An 18,249-nucleotide genomic window follows, 5' to 3' on the forward strand; every position below is an offset into this window, starting at 1 on the left:
GTAGGGTGAGTTTCGCCTGATATTTCTTCGACCTCATTGCTGCAGCGATGATGATGGGAACGCATGCCGAAATACCGGTTCATGAAACATTCAGGTTAGATAGCGTACTTAAAACATATAACTGTAACGGTCAATTTCCCACTGGCTGACAGTCAGGTGGTAGGTCTCCCACTCCTCAGTCTTGTAGCGGATGAATTCATCGCGCAATTCCTTGCCTAGCACAGCTTCGACCAGTGGGTCTTCGGCGAAGGCGGCAACCGCTTCCTGCAAGGTCTGCGGCAAAAATACGATGCCCCGTTCACGCCGCTCCGCTTCGGAAATGGCATACAGATTGTCTTCGTTCGGCATGCCTGGATCAAGGTTCTCGCGGATGCCTTCCAGTCCGGCGGCCAGCACCAGCGTCGCAACCAGATAGGGATTGACGGCGCCGTCGGCATTGCGTGACTCGCAGCGGCCGCCGCCGGACGGAATGCGCACCGAATTGGTCCGGTTATTCGAACCCCATGAGTTGAACACCGGCGCCCACGAAAAATAACTCATCGCACCACGCCGCACCAGCCGCTTGTAGCTGTTGACGGTCGGTGCAAAGACCGCGCACAGGGCCCGGCCATGCTTGAGAATGCCGGCAACGAATTGGTAGCCCAGCCTGGTCAGGCCGATACCGTGCGGATCGTCCTTCGGATCGCAGGCGAACAGATTGGCGCCGGTCTTCAGGTCGTAGAGCGACATGTTGAAATGTGCGCCATTGCCGGTCTTGTTGGCGAAAGGCTTCGGCATCATGGTCGCCAACAGCCCCATTTCACGGGCATAGTGCTTCGCCATGTAACGGAAGAAAATCAGCCGGTCGCAGGTGGTCAGCGCATCGGCATACTGGAAGTCGAATTCGAACTGGCCATTCGCATCTTCATGATCGAATGAATACAGGTCCCAGCCCAGACCATTGATGGCGGTGGCCATTTTGTCGAGCCAGGCAAAGCTGTTGGTGAAACCGCGCACGTCGTAGCAGGCTTTCTGCAGTTTGTCTTCGGCGTCCGGCACCGCCAGCGTGCCATCGGCATGTTGTTTCAACAAAAACACTTCGCATTCGATGCCCAGGTTCATGCCGAACCCCATTTCGGCGGCCTTCGCCAATTGGGTTTGCAGTGCCACCCGGGTATTGAGGGGATAAGGTTTGCCCTTGAAATGGTTGTCGGACGGGATCCAGGCGATCTTCGGCTCCCACGGCAACTGGATCAGGCGACTGAAATCCGGTATCGAGGTCAGTTCGTCGTCATTCGGGGCCTGCCCGAGGCCGTCGACCGCGTAGCCCGTGTAGCGCTCGGAGCCCCTGGCCATGTTCCCCATGTGCTGGATCGGCACGACTTTGGCCTTCGGTACGCCGTGGATATCGACGTAGGCGCCGATACAATACTTGACCCCCTTGTCTTCCAGTTCCGCTTGCAAACGCTGGAGCTCTTCCGTGTTGTTCAAGGTCGTTCCTTCCAATGGTGGGGTGAGATGAGATTGGCCGTTACCGGCCTCAGGCGCGACTTGTGTATGAAAATTCGAGCGGCGGCAGTTCGTCGCAGCCGGTCTTGATCAATTCGGCGAGATCGGCCACCAGCCAGTCGAACCAGACTTCGCCTTTCTCCCGCGTCGCCAGGCTCGGTTGCCCGGTTACGCCGTTGCGGCTGGTCCGATTGACAGGATGGGCAAAGACGCAGCCGCAGGTGCGGTCGGGATCATCGGCCTGCGGCAGCTGGTCGGGTCGCACCAGTTGCGGCGCGATGGCCAGCATCAGCGAGGTCTCGGCATCGTTGGCGTGCCAGTCGGCCGCGTCGGCGCTGTGAAATGCACGCACCCGCTCGCTCAGGCTGGCCGTGTTAATCACGGCCACCATCAGATCGTCATGGCTGGCGCGCAGCATCTCGAGGGCGCAGCGCAGCGGCGCGGCGTTGGTGACGTGACCGTTGACGATGAACAGGCGCCGCACCCCGCTGTGATAAGCCCAGTCGCCGATCTGCTTGACGAATTCGATCAGCAGCACCGGGTTGACTGCAATCGTGCCGGGCCAGCGCTGACTGTGGCCGATCGAACAGCCGTATGGCAGCGGCGGCAGCATCGGCACGCCAGTCGCCTCGGCAACCGCACGGCAGAGCTGGTCGACGATGACCGTATCGACCCCGCAGCCGAGATGGGGACCATGCTGTTCGGTGGCCCCCACCGGGAGCATGGCGGCGTAATTGGCGCTGGCGAGAATCGCCGGCAGTTCAGTCCAGGTAATGTCTGACCAGAGCATGGAAGACCTCAATCAACGTTATCGGCGAAGTTCGTAAAGCGGATCATCGGTGTGTTATCGATTGATGGCGCTGCAGCATCCGGGCCATCCGGCACCGCGGCCGGATGAATCAGGCTTTCCAGGCGTGCCCGGGTCGCGCGGAACTCGGCGCTGCTGGCCTGCGCGGCCGAACGCGGGTGCGGCACCGGCACCTCGATGATTTCCTGCAGTTCGCCCGGATGCGCCTTGAAGACAAAAATCCGGTCAGCCAGGAAAATGGCTTCATCAAGGTCGTGCGTGATGAAAAAGACGGTGATATCGATGTTGCGCCAGATGTCGAGCAGGTGCGCCTGCATCTTCGATCGGGTCTGCGCGTCGAGTGCGCCGAACGGCTCGTCCATCAACATGACGCGCGGTTCGTTGACCAGCGCGCGGGCGATCGCCACCCGCTGCCGCATGCCGCCGGAGAGCTCGTGCGGATAAGCGTCGGCAAAGTCGCTCAGACCCACCAGTGCCAGCCACTCGCGGGCATGGGTCTCGGCCAGGGTCTTCGAGCTGCCAGCCATCTCGGGGCCGAACATGACGTTGCGCTTGACGCTCAGCCAGGGGAACAGCGAATAGCCCTGAAACACCATGCCACGTTCGCGGCCCGGACCCTTGACCGGTTTGCCATCGAGCAGGACCTCCCCGCCTGTCTGGGTTTCAAGGCCGGCAAGAATCCGGATCAAGGTGGATTTGCCGCATCCCGAAGGACCGATGACGCAAACGAATTCGCGCCGGTGAACCTTGAAGCTGACGTCGCGCAGGGCATCGGTCCGGCCCTTGGCGCCATTGAAACGCTTGCTCAGGTTTTTCACTTCCAGGATCACGTCGCGCTGGTAAAGCCGCTCGAAGCGTGCCGCCACTTCGGGCGCCTGGGTCAGATGGCTGGGTAACGCTGTGGTGTCGATTGACATGGTCTGCCTTGTTCAGGTGGGTTGCCGCGCGGAGTCCCACGGGAACAGTTTTTTCCCCAGCCGCGCCAGCAACAGATCACTGCCGAAGCCGACCACGCCGATGATGATGATGGCGGCATAGACATTGTCGAAGTGCTGGTAACGGGCCTGCTGCGTAATGAAGAACGTAATGCCGGAACTGGTACCGATCAATTCGGCCACGATCAGGTAGGTCCAGGCCCAGCCCAGCAGGATGCGCTGGTCGCGGTACAGGTCCGGCAAAATGCCGGGCAGGACTACCCGGGTGATCATGCGCACGCCGCGCGTACCGAGCGTGCGCGCCGCTTCCAGCAAGGTTGCGTCGAGCTTGCGGGTGGTATTGGCGATGATCAGCACCTGCTGGAAAAACGTACCGATGACGATGATGGCAATCTTGGGACCGTCGTAAATGCCCAGCACCGCCACCGCCAGCGCGCCAAATGCCGGGGCCGGCAAATAGCGAAAAAACTCGATGAACGGCGTGCACAACCGGCCCAGCGTGCGATATGTGCCAGCCAGGATGCCGAGCGGGACGCCGACGACGGACGAAATCATGAACCCCCAAAAGATTACCTGGATGCTGTGCCACAGGCTCTCATGCAACCATGGTGCGCCGCGCTGCTCCGGCGCGGCGGTGAATGCTGTGTACAGCGCACGCGCCACCAGGTGCGGCGCCGGCAGATAGATCGGGTTGGCAGGCGTACCCTGCGGCGCCGCAAGATGTTGCGCCAGCATGGCGGCTGTCTGCACCTTGAATTCATCGGCGTCGACCAGCATCCCGACGCTGAAATAATCGACGCCACCGACGCCCTCGATCAATACCTTGGGATGCCAGACGAACGGCACATAGCTCACCACACACCAGACCAGAATCGGTAGCAGAAATGAGCCAATCGTCAGCAGCGCCCGCAGCTGCGCGGGCGACAGAACCATGGAGCGAGCCGCCTGGTTCACTGCGACTTCATCCGGATAGCGTGCTCGATCCACTTGGGCTCACTTTACTTGGCGTTGGTGAAGGACGGGTCGATGTAACTCGGCACGTTCTGGCTCAAGCCGTAGACCTTGTTGTACCAGTTAAAGGTATTGGCAATTTCGGTGGAGCCGTACAGCGACTGATAGCCATTCGCCTTGACGTAGACCTTGCTGCCCTCCTCCAGTGACAGCAGCTTGGTACCTTTCAACAGCGGCAGGTATTCGGCCGGGCTGATCCCCGAGCGCGCCGCCATGATCTTCACCGCGTCCGGCTGCGTCTTCGGGTCTTCGATGTACGCCACGACCTTGTCCCACAGCTTGACCACCTTCTGCCATTCGGCGCGATGGGCCTTGACGCTGGCCGGGTTGACCGCCAGCACGTCATAGATCAGGCCGGGTTCGTCGGCCGAGGTATAGATCGCCTTGGCGCCCGGCACTGCCTTGCGCGCCTGACCGGAGACCGGTTCCCAGGCACCGACGGCAGCGATATCCTTGGAGGCCAGCATCTGCGGCATTTCGTTGGTCTTGGCATTGACGATTTCGATGTCGCCGGCTTTCATGCCAGCCTTCTTCATCCCGGCGCGCAGCAGCAAGTGCTCGACCAGCCCCACCTCGACCGACACCTTCTTGCCCTTGAGGTCAGCCAGGGACGTGATCCCGGGCTTGGCGACAATCATGTCGTTGCCGTTCGAGTAGTCGGTAATGAGGATCATCGAACTGCGCGCTCCCCCGGCCCCGGTGACGAGTGCGTCGCCATTGGTCATCAACACGGCGTCGATCTTGCCGGCGGCAAATGCGTCCATCGAGGCGGAGTAGTCAAACCATTCGAACTTCACATCGACATCGACATCCTTGAACCAATTCTTGTCAATTGCGACCTGCCAGGCAACCCAGCCCGGCCAGTCGCTGTAGCCGATCTTCAAGGGTTCGGCCGCCTGGGCTGAGAGCGAAAGACTCAACGCAGCGATCGGCAGAACGACCCGGGACAGCAAGTGCTGGAGCTTTTTTTTCATTTGACTGGCTACCATGAAAGATTCCTTTCAGACGGGTTGGTATTACGGAAATCAATAAAAGTACTACTGCATTTCTAGTAAGCACAATGCATGCCAGATTTTTCCGGCCAAACAACGGGTGATTGGTGCGCTTTTCGGGAGGGAGATGGGGGACGGCGACCAAAAGCGCATTGCTTCTGTGCCTCCTGCACCAAAACAGGCGTGCGGTGCGACCCGACGGTGTCGGCAGCGGGATTCGGCGCGCCGGTCGGAGGCATGATTATTCCGGTTCGACACACGGACCAGTGGCGTAAGGTTCTGTAAGTTTGCCGCAAGCCTGCCGTAAGGTTCGACTTGCACACTCTAGCCAGCCTCACTTCGTGCGTATTTAGCAAGCACGAGACGATATTAACTAAAACAGGAGACCAGTATGGCTACAGCACAACCCGTTTCACGACCATCCACGTCGGGGGCCTCACGCGCCATTACCCCCGAAGAACGCAAGGTGATCTTTGCATCTTCGCTGGGTACCGTCTTTGAGTGGTACGACTTTTACCTGTACGGCTCGCTGGCATCGATCATCGCCAAGCAATTCTTCGCCGGCACCGATCCGAACACCGCGTTCATTTTTGCCCTGCTGGCGTTTGCCGCCGGCTTTATCGTGCGACCGTTCGGCGCCATCTTCTTCGGCCGGTTGGGCGACATGATCGGCCGCAAATACACATTTCTGGTGACCATCCTGATCATGGGCGGCTCGACCTTCCTGGTCGGTATCCTGCCAAGCTACGCATCCATCGGCATTGCCGCACCGATCATCCTGATCTCACTGCGCATTCTGCAGGGTCTGGCACTGGGCGGCGAGTACGGCGGCGCGGCAACGTATGTGGCCGAGCATGCACCGGACGACAAGCGCGGCGCATTCACGTCGTGGATTCAAACCACGGCAACACTGGGCCTGTTCCTGTCGCTGCTGGTGATTCTCGGGACCCGCACTGCGATGGGCGAAGCCGCGTTTGCGGACTGGGGCTGGCGCATTCCGTTCCTGGTCTCGGTGTTTCTGCTGGCCGTGTCGGTCTGGATCCGTCTGTCGATGAATGAATCGCCAGCGTTTGCCCGCATGAAAGCAGAAGGAAAAACCTCCAAGGCGCCGTTGTCGGAAGCCTTCGGCAAATGGAAAAACCTGAAAATCGTGATCCTTGCGCTGATCGGCCTGACCGCCGGCCAGGCCGTGGTCTGGTACACCGGCCAGTTCTATGCGCTGTTCTTCATGACGCAAACGCTGAAGGTCGATGGCTCGACGGCCAACCTGCTGATCGCCGGCTCGTTGTTGATCGGTACGCCGTTCTTCCTGATCTTCGGTTCGCTGTCCGACAAGATCGGCCGCAAGCCAATCATCATGGGCGGCATGCTGATCGCTGCGCTGACGTACTTCCCGCTGTTCAGCGCCCTCACCCACTATGCCAATCCAGCCCTCGAAACTGCGCTGACCAACGCACCGGTCGTCGTGACCGCCGATCCGGCCAAGTGCCAGTTCCTGTTCAATCCGACCGGCACCAAGAAGTTCACGTCGTCCTGCGACATCGCCCGCACCGTGCTGGCCAACGCATCGGTCAACTACAGCAATGTCGAAGCGCCGGCCGGAACGGTCGCTTCGGTGAAGATCGGCGACAAGGTCATCACTGCATATGACGCCGACGGCCTGACCAAGGACGATGCTGCGGCCAAGGACAAGACCTTCAAAAAGGAAATGGCTGACGCCATCAAGGGCGCCGGTTATCCATCCAAGGCTGATCCGGCACAGATCAACACGCCGATGGTGCTGTTGCTGCTGACCATTCTGGTGATCTACGTGACGATGGTGTACGGCCCGATCGCGGCGATGCTGGTCGAGATGTTCCCGACCCGGATTCGCTACACCTCGATGTCGCTGCCGTATCACATCGGTAACGGCTGGTTCGGTGGCCTGCTGCCAACCACGGCCTTCGCACTGGTGGCCTACAAGGGCGACATCTATTACGGCCTGTGGTATCCGATTGTCGTCGCAGCAGTCTGCTTCGTGATCGGCATGCTGTTTGTCAAGGAAACCAAGGACGTCGATATTTATTCCGGTGATCGCGCATAACTGCTGCTGACACCGCATCTCCCCAAACCGCCGGTTTTCCCGGCGGTTTTTTTTCGTGCGCGAAACCAAACCGGAAACTCGCCTGTATCATTCGTCGATCTTCATTCAATCCATTCACGGCTCCCATGAAAACACCTGCTCGTCTCGGCACCCCCCTTTCCCCCAGCGCCACCAAAGTCATGCTGCTGGGTTCCGGAGAACTCGGCAAGGAAGTCATCATTGCGCTGCAACGCCTGGGCGTCGAGGTGATCGCGGTCGATCGTTACGCCGATGCGCCGGGTCAGCAGGTGGCGCACCGTTCGCACGTGATCAACATGGCCGATGGTGACGCGCTGGCGGCCCTGATCGCGCTGGAGCAGCCCGATCTGGTGGTGCCCGAGATCGAAGCCATTGCCACGACCCGCCTGATGGAACTCGAACAGGCCGGCAGCGTGACCGTGATCCCGACCGCGCGTGCGGCATGGCTGACCATGAACCGCGAAGGGATTCGCCGCCTGGCGGCCGAAGAACTGCACCTGGCGACTTCGCCGTACCGCTTCGCCGACAGCATGGAACAGCTAAAGCAGGCCTGCAGCGCGATCGGCTTTCCCTGCATCGTGAAACCGGTCATGTCGTCGTCCGGCAAGGGCCAGTCGAAGCTGGACGGTCCGGCCGAGGTCGAAGCCGCCTGGAATTACGCGGCCGCCGGCAGCCGGGTCGATGCGGGCCGGGTGATTGTCGAGGGCTTCATCGATTTCGATTACGAGATCACGCTGTTGACCGTGCGCGCACTCGATGAGAACGGCGCCGTCGCGACCCATTTCTGCGCACCGATCGGCCATATCCAAGTCAACGGCGATTACGTGGAATCGTGGCAGCCCTGTGCAATGCATCCGGGCGCGCTGATCAATGCGCAGCATATTGCCAGGGCGGTCACCGACAATCTCGGCGGCCTCGGCCTGTTCGGTGTCGAGTTGTTCGTCAAGGACCAGATGGTATGGTTCTCGGAAGTCAGTCCGCGTCCGCACGATACCGGCATGGTCACCATGGCCAGCCAGGTGCAGAGTGAATTCGAACTGCATGCCAAGGCGATCCTTGGCCTGCCGGTCAATGTGGCGATGCAGTCGCCGGCAGCGTCGGCGGTGATTTACGGACGGCACGACGCGAAAGGCATCGCCTTCGAGGGCGTGGCCGAGGCGCTGCGCATCCCGGGCACCGATATCCGGCTGTTCGGCAAACCGGAATCGTTTGCCAAGCGGCGCATGGGCGTGGCGCTGGCCACGGCGGCCGATGTCGAGACCGCGCGAACCAACGCCAAGGCGGCGGCGGCCAGGGTGATCCCGGTGCTCGGCAAGGAATGAAACCAGCCGTTCATTGCCGCAATGGCGACCTGCAAGTCAAAAATCACCTATAGTGACAAGTCCCCAATAAATAATCATTTATATGAAATTTGACGTCGCCATCGTTGGCAGTGGACTGGCTGGATTGTCGGTTGCCCTGCATCTCGCCAAGACCCGCAAAGTGGTTGTAATCTCCAAGCGCGAGCTGCTCGACGGCTCCAGCAATTGGGCCCAGGGCGGCATTGCCGCAGTGCTCGATTCGGGCGACAGTTATGCCGAGCATGTCAGCGACACGCTGGTTGCCGGCGCCGGCCTGTGCGATGAAGGCGCCACCCGCTTCATCGTCGAACACGGCCGCGAAGCGATCGAATGGCTGATCGCGCAAGGCGTACCGTTCACCCGCGACGACAGCGCCGAACTTGGCTATCACCTGACCCGCGAAGGCGGTCACAGCCAGCGCCGCATCATCCACGCCGCCGATGCCACCGGCCACGCGGTGCAGGTGACGCTGGAACAGATTGTGCGCAGCAACCCGAACATCACGCTGCTCGAACATCACTATGCGATCGATGTGATCAGTTCGAACAAGCTCGGCACCAAGACGGTGGAACCGCATTGCCTCGGCCTGTATGTGCAGGATGTCAAGACCGGCAAGGTCACCACGATTGCCGCCGACCACACTGTGCTGGCCTGCGGCGGCGCCGGCAAGGTGTACCTGTACACCACCAACCCGGATACCGCGACCGGCGACGGCATTGCCATGGCGTGGCGCGCCGGTTGCCGCGTGGCCAACATGGAGTTCATCCAGTTTCATCCGACCTGCCTGTATCACCCGTATGCCAAGTCGTTCCTGATCACCGAAGCAGTGCGCGGCGAAGGCGGCCTGCTCAAGCTGCCGGCAGCAGCGGGCAAGGATGCCGGCAAGCGCTTCATGCTGGACATCGACGACCGTGCCGAACTAGCGCCACGCGATATCGTCGCGCGCGCCATCGATGCCGAAATGAAAAAACGCGGACTGGATTATGTCGATCTCGATATCAGCCACCAGACGCCTGAATTCCTGAAAGAACATTTCCCCACGATTTATGCGCGCTGCCTGGAACTGGGCATCGATATCACCAAGGAGCCGATTCCGATCGTCCCTGCCGCCCATTACACCTGCGGCGGCGTGGTCACCGATCTGTCAGGCCGCACCGATCTGCCCGGCCTGTACGCCGTCGGCGAGACGTCGTACACCGGCTTGCACGGCGCCAATCGGCTGGCCAGCAATTCATTGCTGGAATGCCTGGTCCTGGGGCGCGCAACGGCCCAGTACATCGAGCAGCAACCGACGCTGAAAGCGACGCCGCTACCGGCCTGGGATGAAAGCCGTGTCACCAATGCCGATGAAGAGGTTGTCATCGCGCACAACTGGGATGAGCTGCGCCGCTTCATGTGGAATTACGTCGGTATCGTGCGCACCACCAAGCGGCTTGAGCGCGCCCAGCACCGCATTCGCCTTCTCAAGGAAGAGATCGACGAGTACTACGCCCATTTCCGCATCACGCGCGATCTGCTGGAGCTGCGCAATCTGGTCGAGGTAGCCTCGCTGATCGTGCATAGCGCGCTGTCGCGACGCGAAAGTCGCGGCCTGCACTACAGCCGTGACTTTCCGGAGACCCTGCCGAAGGCGCTGCCAACGGTGTTGTCGCCCGCCCGCAAATAACGCTCAGCTGGCCCGACCGACAATCCGCAACGAAAAATCGGTCGCCTGCACATCCTTGGTCAGGCTGCCGATCGAAATCCGGTCCACGCCGGTTTCGCTGATGGCGCGCACCGTACTGACGTTGACGCCGCCGGATGCTTCCAGCAGGGCACTGCCGGAAGCCATGTCGACTGCGGCCCGCATTTGCTCAAGCGAAAAGTTATCCAGCAAGATCGACTTGGCGCCGGCCGCCAGGGCCTCCTTCAACTGTTCGATCGACTCGACTTCAATCTGGATGGTCACGCCGGCATTGAGCTCCAGCGCCTGCTTCATCGCCGCCCGAATGCCACCGGCCGCGGCGATGTGGTTTTCCTTGATCAAAATGCCGTCGTAGAGCGCCAGCCGCTGGTTCGAACCGCCGCCAACCCGCACTGCGTACTTTTGCGCCAGGCGCAGACCGGGCAAGGTTTTGCGGGTATCCAGAATGACCGCCGTGGTGCCTGCCACCAGCTTGACGTAGCGTCGCGTGGCGGTCGCCACGCCCGACAGCAGCTGCAGGAAATTCAAGGCGCTGCGTTCGCCGGTGAGCAGTGCCCGTGCCGGTGCCGTGATGCTGCACACCGTGCTGCCGACCTGCATCATCTCGCCTTCACTGTAGGCCCACTCGATGCGAATGCGCTCATCAAGCTGCTTCATGACGGCATCGAACCAGGCCGCGCCGCACAGGACCGCCGGTTCACGCACGATGACATTGGCCCTGACGAATTCATCGGCCGGCACCAGCTTGCCGGTGACGTCGCCACTGCCGACGTCTTCCGCCAGGGCGATGGCGACACTGGATTTGAGCGATGCGGCAAGCGCAGCATCGAACGGTGCAAACGGGTTGATCAGGTTACTCATGCCGGTCCGATTCCTGAAAAGAGTTGTTGTTCCTGCGCCAGGTCTGACGAAGGGCGCACATTGGATTTCTGCCGGGCCGCAAAGTCCAGCATGCGGTCAATGCAGACCTTTGCCTTGCGGCTGGTCTCGGCATCGACCTCGACCGCGTTGCGGCCGGATTCCAGCACATCCGCCAGATTTTGCAGGCCGTTCATGGCCATCCACGGGCAGTGCGCGCAACTCTTGCAGGTCGCGCTGTTGCCCGCCGTCGGGGCTTCGATGAAGCGCTTTCCGGGTGCGGCCATTTTCATTTTGTGCAAAATGCCGTTGTCGGTCGCGACGATGAATTCGTCGATGCCCGCCGTGCGGGTCGCCGCGATCAGTTGCGAGGTCGAGCCAACCACGTCAGCCAGCGCAATCACGGCGGCCGGCGATTCCGGATGGACCAGCACCAACGCATGCGGATGTTCCGCTTTCAGCAATTCCAGCTCGACCGCCTTGAACTCGTCGTGCACGAGGCAGGAACCTTGCCACAGCAGCATGTCGGCGCCGGTTTTTTTCTGGATATAGGCACCCAGGTGCTTGTCCGGCGCCCACAGGATTTTCTTGCCCTGCGCGTGCAGGTGGGCGACGATATCGAGGCCGATCGACGAGGTCACCATCCAGTCGGCGCGCGCCTTGACGGCGGCGCTGGTATTGGCGTACACCACCACGGTACGATCCGGATGGGCATCGCAGAACGCCGCGAATTCATCGGCCGGACAGCCCAGATCGAGCGAACAGGTGGCATCCAGGTCCGGCATCAACACCTGCTTTTCCGGGCTGAGTATCTTGGCGGTTTCGCCCATGAAGCGCACCCCCGCCACCACCAGCGTGCGCGCCGGATGATCGCGGCCGAAGCGCGCCATTTCCAGCGAGTCGGAGACGCAACCGCCGGTTTCTTCGGCCAGGTCCTGCAAATCGGCGTCCACGTAATAATGGGCGACCAGTACCGCCTGCTTTTCCTTGAGCAGGCGCTTGATACGTTCTTTCAATGCGATTTTTTCGGCAACAGTCGGTGTGGCAGGCACCCGCGCCCAAGCTTGGGCGGTGCAACTGGAACCGGTCTGCATCAGGGGGCGTTCGAATTCAATGGTCTTGATGGCTTGCGTAGGCATGATGGGGTTCGCGGTAGTCCGCATCCATTAAACGGACGCTCATTTTAATTGGCTTTCACGCAAAGGGTTGCGATCGGCGCGCGATTGCTTCGCTTGACAAGGAACACAAGAATGATTCATTCGGGCATTAATGCATTGCGACCACAGATTTTCTGGCGTACTCTTTTAGCTTCTCTATGCAGGACACCATGACCAACACCGTATACGACAAGACCGAGAAGGGCCGCGAAGAAATCACCACACGCCAATACCGCCTCGCACCGCGGCTGAGGACGATGCTGTTGCTGTTCGACGGCAAGAGTACCGCCGAACAGGTCCTCCTCAAGGTCGCCGGACTGGGTCTCGACGCCCACGGCATTGCCGAACTGCTCGACATGGAATTCATCCATGAACTGACTGCGGCCACGCAGGCCGTCGAGGCAGGCATTGCGGCGATAATTCAAACGCCAATGCCAACGCCAGATGCGGCGCAACCGGAACCGGCACACACAGATCTGGAGTACGCTGCGGCGCAGCCCGTCCCCGGCCTGTATGCCGAAGGCGAAAACCAGTTTCAGACACTCTACAATTTTTACAACACCACTATCAAGAGCACCATCGGCTTGCGCGGCTATGCGATGCAGCTGAAGGTCGAACGGGCCACGTCGATCGACGATTTTCGTGCGCTGCGGGAGTCGTATGTCGCCGCCGTACTCAAAGCGCGCGGCCCGGAGATGGCACGCAGCCTGAGCGACCGTCTGGACCAGCTTTTAAAGTGAACCGCCCATGAAAAAAGCCGCAACGTCGATCGACGTTGCGGCTTTTTTTGTTGCAGGCCCGAGGATTATTCGATGCCCTGGCTGCTCAGGTAATTTTCATACGTGCCCTGGAAGTCGATGATGCCGTCTTCCTTGACCTCCAGAATCCTGGTCGCCAGCGACGACACGAATTCGCGGTCATGCGACACGAAGATCAGCGTGCCGGCATATTTTTCCAGAGCGATATTGAGTGACTCGATCGACTCCATGTCCATGTGGTTGGTCGGCTCATCCATGAGCAGCACATTGTGCCGGCCCAGCATCAGCTTGCCGTACATCATGCGACCCTTTTCACCGCCCGACAGCACCTTGACCGGTTTCTTCACATCGTCGCCGCCGAACAGCAGGCGTCCGAGAATCGACCGCACCGCCTGATCATCGTCGCCTTCCTTGGTCCACTGGTCGATCCATTCGGTCAGCGTCTTGTCGGTGGCAAAGTCTTCGGTCGGGTCCTGCGGCATGTAGCCGACGTTGGCGTGCTCGGCCCACTTCACCAGGCCGCGATCGGCTTCCAGTCCGCATAGTGCCATGCCGCCCATGCAGCGCAGCAGCGTGGTCTTGCCGACGCCGTTGGCGCCGATGATGGCGATGCGCTCGCCGGCTTCGATCATGATGTCGAAATTCTTGAACAGCACGCGGTCGTAGGCCTTGGTCAGGCCCTGGATCTCGACTGCCTGGCGGTGCAATTTCTTTTCGCCGTCGAAGCGCACGAACGGATTGGCGCGGCTGGATGGCTTCAGGTCCTCGACCTTGATCTTCTCGATCATCTTCGCGCGTGACGTGGCCTGACGCGCCTTGGACTTGTTGGCAGAGAAACGGCGCACGAAGTCCTGCAGTTCGGCGACCTTGTCCTTGGCCTTGGCGTTGACCGACAACTGCTGCGCGCGTGCCTGCGACGAGGCCAGCATGTAGTCATCGTAATTGCCCGGATAGACCTTCAGCGTGCCGTAGTCCATGTCGGCCATGTGGGTGCAGACCTGGTTCAGGAAATGGCGATCATGGGAAATGATGATCATGGTCGAATTGCGCTCGTTGAGCACGTCTTCCAGCCAGCGAATGGTGTTGATGTCGAGGTTGTTGGTCGGCTCGTCGAGCAGCAGGATGTCCGGATTCGAGAACAGCGCCTGCGCCAGCAACACGCGCAATTTCCAGCCCGGCGCGACATTGCTCATTGGGCCCTGATGCTGTTCGATCGACACGCCCACGCCCAGCAGCAACTCGCCAGCGCGCGCTTCGGCGGTGTAACCGTCGAATTCGGCGAAGCGCGCTTCGAGGTCGGCGGCTTTCATGTAATCGTCGTCGGTGGCGTCGGGATTGGCGTAAATCGCGTCGCGCTCGGCCATCGCCGCCCACATTTCGGTGTGGCCCATCATCACGACATCGAGTACGCGCATGGTTTCGAAGGCGAACTGGTCCTGGCGCAATTTACCGAGACGCTCGTTGGTGTCGAGCATGACGTTGCCGGCCGACGAATCCAGATCGCCGCCGAGGATTTTCATGAACGTTGACTTGCCGCAGCCGTTCGCGCCGATCAGGCCGTAACGATTGCCGTCGCCGAATTTGACGGAGATGTTTTCGAACAGTGGCTTGGGGCCGAACTGCATCGTGATATTTGCGGTAGAGAGCACTGTAAAACCTTTAGGAACGTATTTGAAAATGGTGCGACGAGTTTAACATTGGGCGCTGGCGACTCACCCGCGGATCAGGGCCGGGTAGCCCTGCATCGACAATTGCCAGCCACTGCCATCGGCCTTGAGGGTGGCTGGCGCACCCACCGCCAGCGTGACCTTGTCGGCGATGTGCCCGAACGGCAGTCCGGTCACGATCGGCACCGACAGCGTCGTGCGCAACAGCGCCAGCACCGATTCGAAGCTGTAGCCATTGTCGATGTCGGCCAGGCGCTGGCCGGAAAAATCGCCCAGCACGATGGCACTTTGGCGCGCCAGCACGCCGGCATGCAGCAATTGCAACAACATGCGTTCAATGCGGAACGGATGCTCGTTGATATCTTCCAAAAACAGGATGCCGCCATCGACCTGCGGGAAATACGCCGATCCGACCAGATGCGTGAGCATGGCCAGATTGCCGCCCCACAGCACGCCACTGGCCTGCAACGCCGGATTGCCACTTTGTTCGACCGTGATCGTGGCCGAGGGCTGGTGCAGGCAGTCATGGAAATGCGCGAGCATGAACGGGCTGGGGGGCTGGCGCGAGAAATCGTCGCACAACATCGGCCCGGCAAAGCTGATCGCACCACCCTGCACAAGCAGGCCCATGTGCAACGCGGTGAAGTCACTGTGTCCGACGAACAGCTTGCCGCTGCCGGCCAGCAGTGGCCAGTCGATCTTGGGCAGCAGCCGCGACAGGCCGTAGCCGCCACGCAGCGCCATGACAATATCCACCTCGGGGTCGCGCGAAGCCGCATGCAGATGCGCAAGGCGTTCGGCATCGCTGGCGGCGAAGCGTTCCATCCTTTGGTGCGGGTCGCAATGCAGGATGACCCGGTAGCCAGAGGCCCGCAGCAGCGCGATGGCGCGCTCGGCACCCTCCGGGTCCGGGGCATAGCTGCTCGGGGCGACAATGCCGATCCCGATCGACCGCTGCGGATCACGCATTGGCGGCTCCCGGATCAACCTGCTTTTGCTGTGCCTGGCGACGTTCGGCAAAAAAATCCTTTAGGAGCTGGCCGCACTCCTCGGCCATGACGCCACCGACCAGTTCGGTCTGATGATTCAATTTCTCCTGCTCGAACAGATTGATGACCGAACCGCAGCAGCCGGTCTTCGGATCGCTGGCGCCGTACACCACGCGCGCCAGACGCGCATGCAGCATGGCGCCGGCGCACATCGCACAGGGCTCCAGCGTGACGAACAGTTCGCAGCCCGGCAATCGGTAATTTCCGATCAGCGCGGCAGCGGCACGCAAGGCCATGATCTCGGCGTGCGCGCTGGGATCGTGGGTGCCAATCGGTTGATTGAATCCGGTGGCAATCACCTGCCCGTCCTTGACCAGCACTGCGCCGACCGGCACCTCGCCGAGCGCCCACGCATTGTGGGCCTGGTCCAGCGCCTGGCGCAAATAGACGCGATCATCCATGAACGACTTCGGCCCAGCAGTTGGGCGTTTCGTAGAGTGTGATCTTGTGCAGCGTCAATCCGGTGCCGAAACGATCGGTGAACACCGACTGCAACAGGTCGAAGGCAATCCGCGCCAGATTCTCAACGGTCGGGACCAGTGGCAGCACCACCGTTTTATGGTCCGGCAGGCTGTCGAGAAACGCGCGTACGGCATGGTCTTTTTCGTACACCAGGAAAGCATGGTCCCAGACATCGACCAGCGCGCTCTTGGCCAGGGTCTTGACGTCGGAAAAATCCATGATCATGCCGTTGTCGGAGCGGCCATCCTGGTCGACCACGCCACCGGTGAGCGTGATCTCCAGCGTATAGCGATGGCCGTGCAGGTTGCGGCACTGGCTGTTGTGATCAGGGATGCGGTGGCCGGCGTCGAATTCGAGTTTGCGTGTGATGGTCAGCATGGGGTTACGGTATTTGCAGCATTTTGTGGGTCTGCACGCTCAGGTTCCAGATCGGATGCCGTTTGCAGTGATCGATGGCCAACTGGATGTTGCGGATGGTATCCGCGCTATCCATGGGCTGGAGGTAGAAGTGATCGAACGCCAGTTCCTCATAGGCAGCCAGGTCCTGCCCGAGTTGCGGCACCACGACCTTGAGTTCATTGCCGTGGCGCTGGACCAGCTCGCTGCCCATTTTCGGGCTGACGCAAATCCAGTCGACCCCGGCTGGCACCGGCAGCGTGCCATTGGTTTCGATGGCGATCATGAAGCCATGCACGTGCAGGCTGTCGATCAGCGCCGTATCGAGTTGCAGCAGCGGCTCGCCGCCGGTCAGCACGACGAATTTGCTGGACTGGTATTCGACCGGCCACAGGCTGTTGATGGTGCTGGCCAGCAGACTGGCATCGGCGAACTTGCCACCCATGACACCATCGGTGCCGACGAAATCGGTATCGCAGAACCGGCACACTGCGGTGGCGCGATCACTCTCGCGGCCGGACCACAGGTTGCAGCCGGCAAAGCGGCAAAAAACCGCCGGCCGGCCGGCATGCGTGCCCTCGCCCTGCAAGGTGTAAAAAATCTCTTTGACGCTGTATGTCACTTCATTCTCTCGCTTCAGTTTCCTGATTTCATTCCCACTCAATTGTTTCCAAGACCTGTAGACCCGCATGGATACAGGCTTTCTCTGTATGGATCATCTATTTTACCGTCATATTTACCGTCAAAAAACAAACGCTTTGACTGGCGCGGGAGATGCACTCGGTTTGTGCGGCGACTACTCTCCCACATCAATCATCAACTATCGAGGGGGTCTGGAAGCCCATCGGAGTCATTGCATCCAACGTTTTTCCGTTTAAGGAAAGTATAAAGCAACGACTTCTCGTTACCAAACGCTATATAGCGGGCGTGTTCCAAACTTTGAAATCCAAGAGCGGGCACGGCCAATGCCAAGTCGCGTCGCTCAGCTACCGACACCAGACTGCAGCTCACTTCGGATGAAACCGATTGGTCAAGTCGGAACGCCAGCCACTACCTCTTCGGACTCGAACCACTTTTCTCTCAAAACAAACTGGCGAACCAGATCCGGCTGTGTCGAATAGGCCACCAGCGCCAAGCTACGTTCCGCCCGGCTGCAGGTGACATAGAACAGCCGCCGCGTGGATTCGACCGAAGCGTCGCCTGCCTCCTTCCCGCCAAAGAGTTTCGCGTAGCTGAAGAGGAAACCCCGAGCCTCGACATCATCCATGATGACCATGACCCTCGGAAACTCAAGTCCCTTGACGCCTTGGTGGGTATCGAAATGCGCCTTTCCGGAGACATAGGCGGCGTAGGGAGCGATCTGTAAAAAAGGCGCCGCGAGAAACTCGTCTATCGCTGTCGCCTTCTGAGTTTGACGATCGACCTCATCATCGCCGTCCTCTTCCACCGCATCTAGCCTGAATGTTTCATGAACCGGTATTTCGGCATGCGTTCCCATCATCATCGCTGCAGCAATGAGGTCGAAGAAATATCAGGCGAAACT

The 18,249-nt window shown here is 60.3% G+C and carries 17 protein-coding genes; 4 read left to right on the forward strand and 13 right to left on the reverse strand.

Features of this window, described 5'->3' with window-relative positions; translation table 11 throughout:
• Positions 1-108: 108 nt before the first annotated feature.
• From glnT to RCH09_RS18205, 5 genes are all read right to left on the reverse strand, one after another.
• Positions 109-1,470 carry a type III glutamate--ammonia ligase gene (glnT, locus tag RCH09_RS18185; RefSeq protein WP_326942562.1) on the reverse strand — a complete coding sequence of 454 codons (1,362 nt, stop codon included), beginning with the start codon at positions 1,468-1,470 and terminating at the stop codon, positions 109-111.
• A gap of 49 nt (positions 1,471-1,519) precedes the next feature.
• A complete protein-coding gene (locus RCH09_RS18190; protein WP_326942563.1) occupies positions 1,520-2,278 on the reverse strand; it encodes a creatininase family protein in 759 nt (252 codons plus the stop codon).
• 8 nt (positions 2,279-2,286) lie between these two features.
• The gene (locus RCH09_RS18195; protein ID WP_326942564.1) at positions 2,287-3,213 is read right to left on the reverse strand and encodes an ABC transporter ATP-binding protein; all 927 of its coding nucleotides are present in this window, start codon (positions 3,211-3,213) and stop codon (positions 2,287-2,289) included.
• 12 nt (positions 3,214-3,225) lie between these two features.
• Complete coding sequence (locus RCH09_RS18200; RefSeq protein WP_326942565.1) at positions 3,226-4,164, reverse strand: ABC transporter permease; 939 nt, start codon at positions 4,162-4,164, stop codon at positions 3,226-3,228.
• Between the two features lie 65 nt (positions 4,165-4,229).
• Positions 4,230-5,231 carry an ABC transporter substrate-binding protein gene (locus tag RCH09_RS18205; RefSeq protein ID WP_326942566.1) on the reverse strand — a complete coding sequence of 334 codons (1,002 nt, stop codon included), beginning with the start codon at positions 5,229-5,231 and terminating at the stop codon, positions 4,230-4,232.
• A gap of 394 nt (positions 5,232-5,625) precedes the next feature.
• On the opposite strand from RCH09_RS18205, the gene RCH09_RS18210 reads away from it, so the two are divergent.
• From RCH09_RS18210 to nadB, 3 genes are all read left to right on the forward strand, one after another.
• The gene (locus RCH09_RS18210) at positions 5,626-7,317 is read left to right on the forward strand and encodes an MFS transporter (protein WP_326942567.1); all 1,692 of its coding nucleotides are present in this window, start codon (positions 5,626-5,628) and stop codon (positions 7,315-7,317) included.
• A gap of 125 nt (positions 7,318-7,442) precedes the next feature.
• Positions 7,443-8,657 carry a formate-dependent phosphoribosylglycinamide formyltransferase gene (purT, locus tag RCH09_RS18215; RefSeq protein WP_326942568.1) on the forward strand — a complete coding sequence of 405 codons (1,215 nt, stop codon included), beginning with the start codon at positions 7,443-7,445 and terminating at the stop codon, positions 8,655-8,657.
• 82 nt (positions 8,658-8,739) lie between these two features.
• A complete protein-coding gene (gene nadB / locus RCH09_RS18220; protein ID WP_326942569.1) occupies positions 8,740-10,341 on the forward strand; it encodes an L-aspartate oxidase in 1,602 nt (533 codons plus the stop codon).
• Positions 10,342-10,344: 3 nt separating this feature from the next.
• On the opposite strand, the gene nadC is transcribed toward nadB, so the two are convergent.
• Both nadC and nadA read right to left on the reverse strand, forming a co-directional pair.
• Positions 10,345-11,220: a carboxylating nicotinate-nucleotide diphosphorylase gene (gene nadC / locus RCH09_RS18225; protein WP_326942570.1), complete on the reverse strand. Its 876-nt coding sequence runs from the start codon at positions 11,218-11,220 to the stop codon at positions 10,345-10,347.
• Complete coding sequence (nadA, locus tag RCH09_RS18230) at positions 11,217-12,356, reverse strand: quinolinate synthase NadA (protein WP_326942571.1); 1,140 nt, start codon at positions 12,354-12,356, stop codon at positions 11,217-11,219. Before nadA ends, nadC begins: the two co-directional genes overlap by 4 nt.
• Before the next feature lie 188 nt (positions 12,357-12,544).
• Here nadA and RCH09_RS18235 point away from each other — a divergent pair, with 188 nt between their 5' ends.
• Positions 12,545-13,114: a hypothetical protein gene (locus RCH09_RS18235; RefSeq protein ID WP_326942572.1), complete on the forward strand. Its 570-nt coding sequence runs from the start codon at positions 12,545-12,547 to the stop codon at positions 13,112-13,114.
• Positions 13,115-13,179: 65 nt separating this feature from the next.
• Here the strand turns inward: RCH09_RS18235 and RCH09_RS18240 are convergent, their stop codons facing one another.
• The 6 genes from RCH09_RS18240 to RCH09_RS18265 all read right to left on the reverse strand — a co-directional run bounded on the left by RCH09_RS18240 (position 13,180) and on the right by RCH09_RS18265 (position 18,210).
• Positions 13,180-14,781 (reverse strand): ABC-F family ATPase, encoded by a 1,602-nt coding sequence (locus RCH09_RS18240; protein WP_326942573.1) that lies wholly within the window; start codon positions 14,779-14,781, stop codon positions 13,180-13,182.
• 63 nt (positions 14,782-14,844) lie between these two features.
• The gene (gene ldcA, locus RCH09_RS18245; RefSeq protein WP_326942574.1) at positions 14,845-15,768 is read right to left on the reverse strand and encodes a muramoyltetrapeptide carboxypeptidase; all 924 of its coding nucleotides are present in this window, start codon (positions 15,766-15,768) and stop codon (positions 14,845-14,847) included.
• A complete protein-coding gene (tadA, locus tag RCH09_RS18250) occupies positions 15,761-16,249 on the reverse strand; it encodes a tRNA adenosine(34) deaminase TadA (protein WP_326942575.1) in 489 nt (162 codons plus the stop codon). The genes ldcA and tadA overlap by 8 nt, the downstream gene beginning before the upstream one ends.
• A complete protein-coding gene (gene queD / locus RCH09_RS18255) occupies positions 16,242-16,688 on the reverse strand; it encodes a 6-carboxytetrahydropterin synthase QueD (protein ID WP_326942576.1) in 447 nt (148 codons plus the stop codon). The genes tadA and queD overlap by 8 nt, the downstream gene beginning before the upstream one ends.
• Positions 16,689-16,692: 4 nt before the next feature.
• Positions 16,693-17,328: a 7-carboxy-7-deazaguanine synthase gene (gene queE / locus RCH09_RS18260; RefSeq protein ID WP_326942577.1), complete on the reverse strand. Its 636-nt coding sequence runs from the start codon at positions 17,326-17,328 to the stop codon at positions 16,693-16,695.
• A gap of 408 nt (positions 17,329-17,736) precedes the next feature.
• Complete coding sequence (locus tag RCH09_RS18265) at positions 17,737-18,210, reverse strand: hypothetical protein (RefSeq protein WP_326942578.1); 474 nt, start codon at positions 18,208-18,210, stop codon at positions 17,737-17,739.
• Between the last annotated feature and the right edge of the window lie 39 nt (positions 18,211-18,249).

The sequence above is a fragment of the Actimicrobium sp. GrIS 1.19 genome, assembly GCF_035984655.1.
In the GTDB taxonomy this organism is placed as follows: domain Bacteria; phylum Pseudomonadota; class Gammaproteobacteria; order Burkholderiales; family Burkholderiaceae_D; genus Actimicrobium.

What these genes read in the sequence shown, in the direction of transcription:
- RCH09_RS18190 (WP_326942563.1), bottom strand. Translation starts at nt 2,278, where the DNA reads ATGCTCTGGTCAGACATTACCTGGACTGAACTGCCGGCGATTCTCGCC.
- RCH09_RS18195 (WP_326942564.1), bottom strand. Translation starts at nt 3,213, where the DNA reads ATGTCAATCGACACCACAGCGTTACCCAGCCATCTGACCCAGGCGCCC.
- RCH09_RS18200 (WP_326942565.1), bottom strand. Translation starts at nt 4,164, where the DNA reads ATGGTTCTGTCGCCCGCGCAGCTGCGGGCGCTGCTGACGATTGGCTCA.
- RCH09_RS18205 (WP_326942566.1), bottom strand. Translation starts at nt 5,231, where the DNA reads ATGGTAGCCAGTCAAATGAAAAAAAAGCTCCAGCACTTGCTGTCCCGG.
- RCH09_RS18210 (WP_326942567.1), top strand. Translation starts at nt 5,626, where the DNA reads ATGGCTACAGCACAACCCGTTTCACGACCATCCACGTCGGGGGCCTCA.
- purT (WP_326942568.1), top strand. Translation starts at nt 7,443, where the DNA reads ATGAAAACACCTGCTCGTCTCGGCACCCCCCTTTCCCCCAGCGCCACC.
- nadB (WP_326942569.1), top strand. Translation starts at nt 8,740, where the DNA reads ATGAAATTTGACGTCGCCATCGTTGGCAGTGGACTGGCTGGATTGTCG.
- nadC (WP_326942570.1), bottom strand. Translation starts at nt 11,220, where the DNA reads ATGAGTAACCTGATCAACCCGTTTGCACCGTTCGATGCTGCGCTTGCC.
- nadA (WP_326942571.1), bottom strand. Translation starts at nt 12,356, where the DNA reads ATGCCTACGCAAGCCATCAAGACCATTGAATTCGAACGCCCCCTGATG.
- RCH09_RS18235 (WP_326942572.1), top strand. Translation starts at nt 12,545, where the DNA reads ATGACCAACACCGTATACGACAAGACCGAGAAGGGCCGCGAAGAAATC.
- ldcA (WP_326942574.1), bottom strand. Translation starts at nt 15,768, where the DNA reads ATGCGTGATCCGCAGCGGTCGATCGGGATCGGCATTGTCGCCCCGAGC.
- tadA (WP_326942575.1), bottom strand. Translation starts at nt 16,249, where the DNA reads ATGGATGATCGCGTCTATTTGCGCCAGGCGCTGGACCAGGCCCACAAT.
- queD (WP_326942576.1), bottom strand. Translation starts at nt 16,688, where the DNA reads ATGCTGACCATCACACGCAAACTCGAATTCGACGCCGGCCACCGCATC.
- RCH09_RS18265 (WP_326942578.1), bottom strand. Translation starts at nt 18,210, where the DNA reads ATGATGATGGGAACGCATGCCGAAATACCGGTTCATGAAACATTCAGG.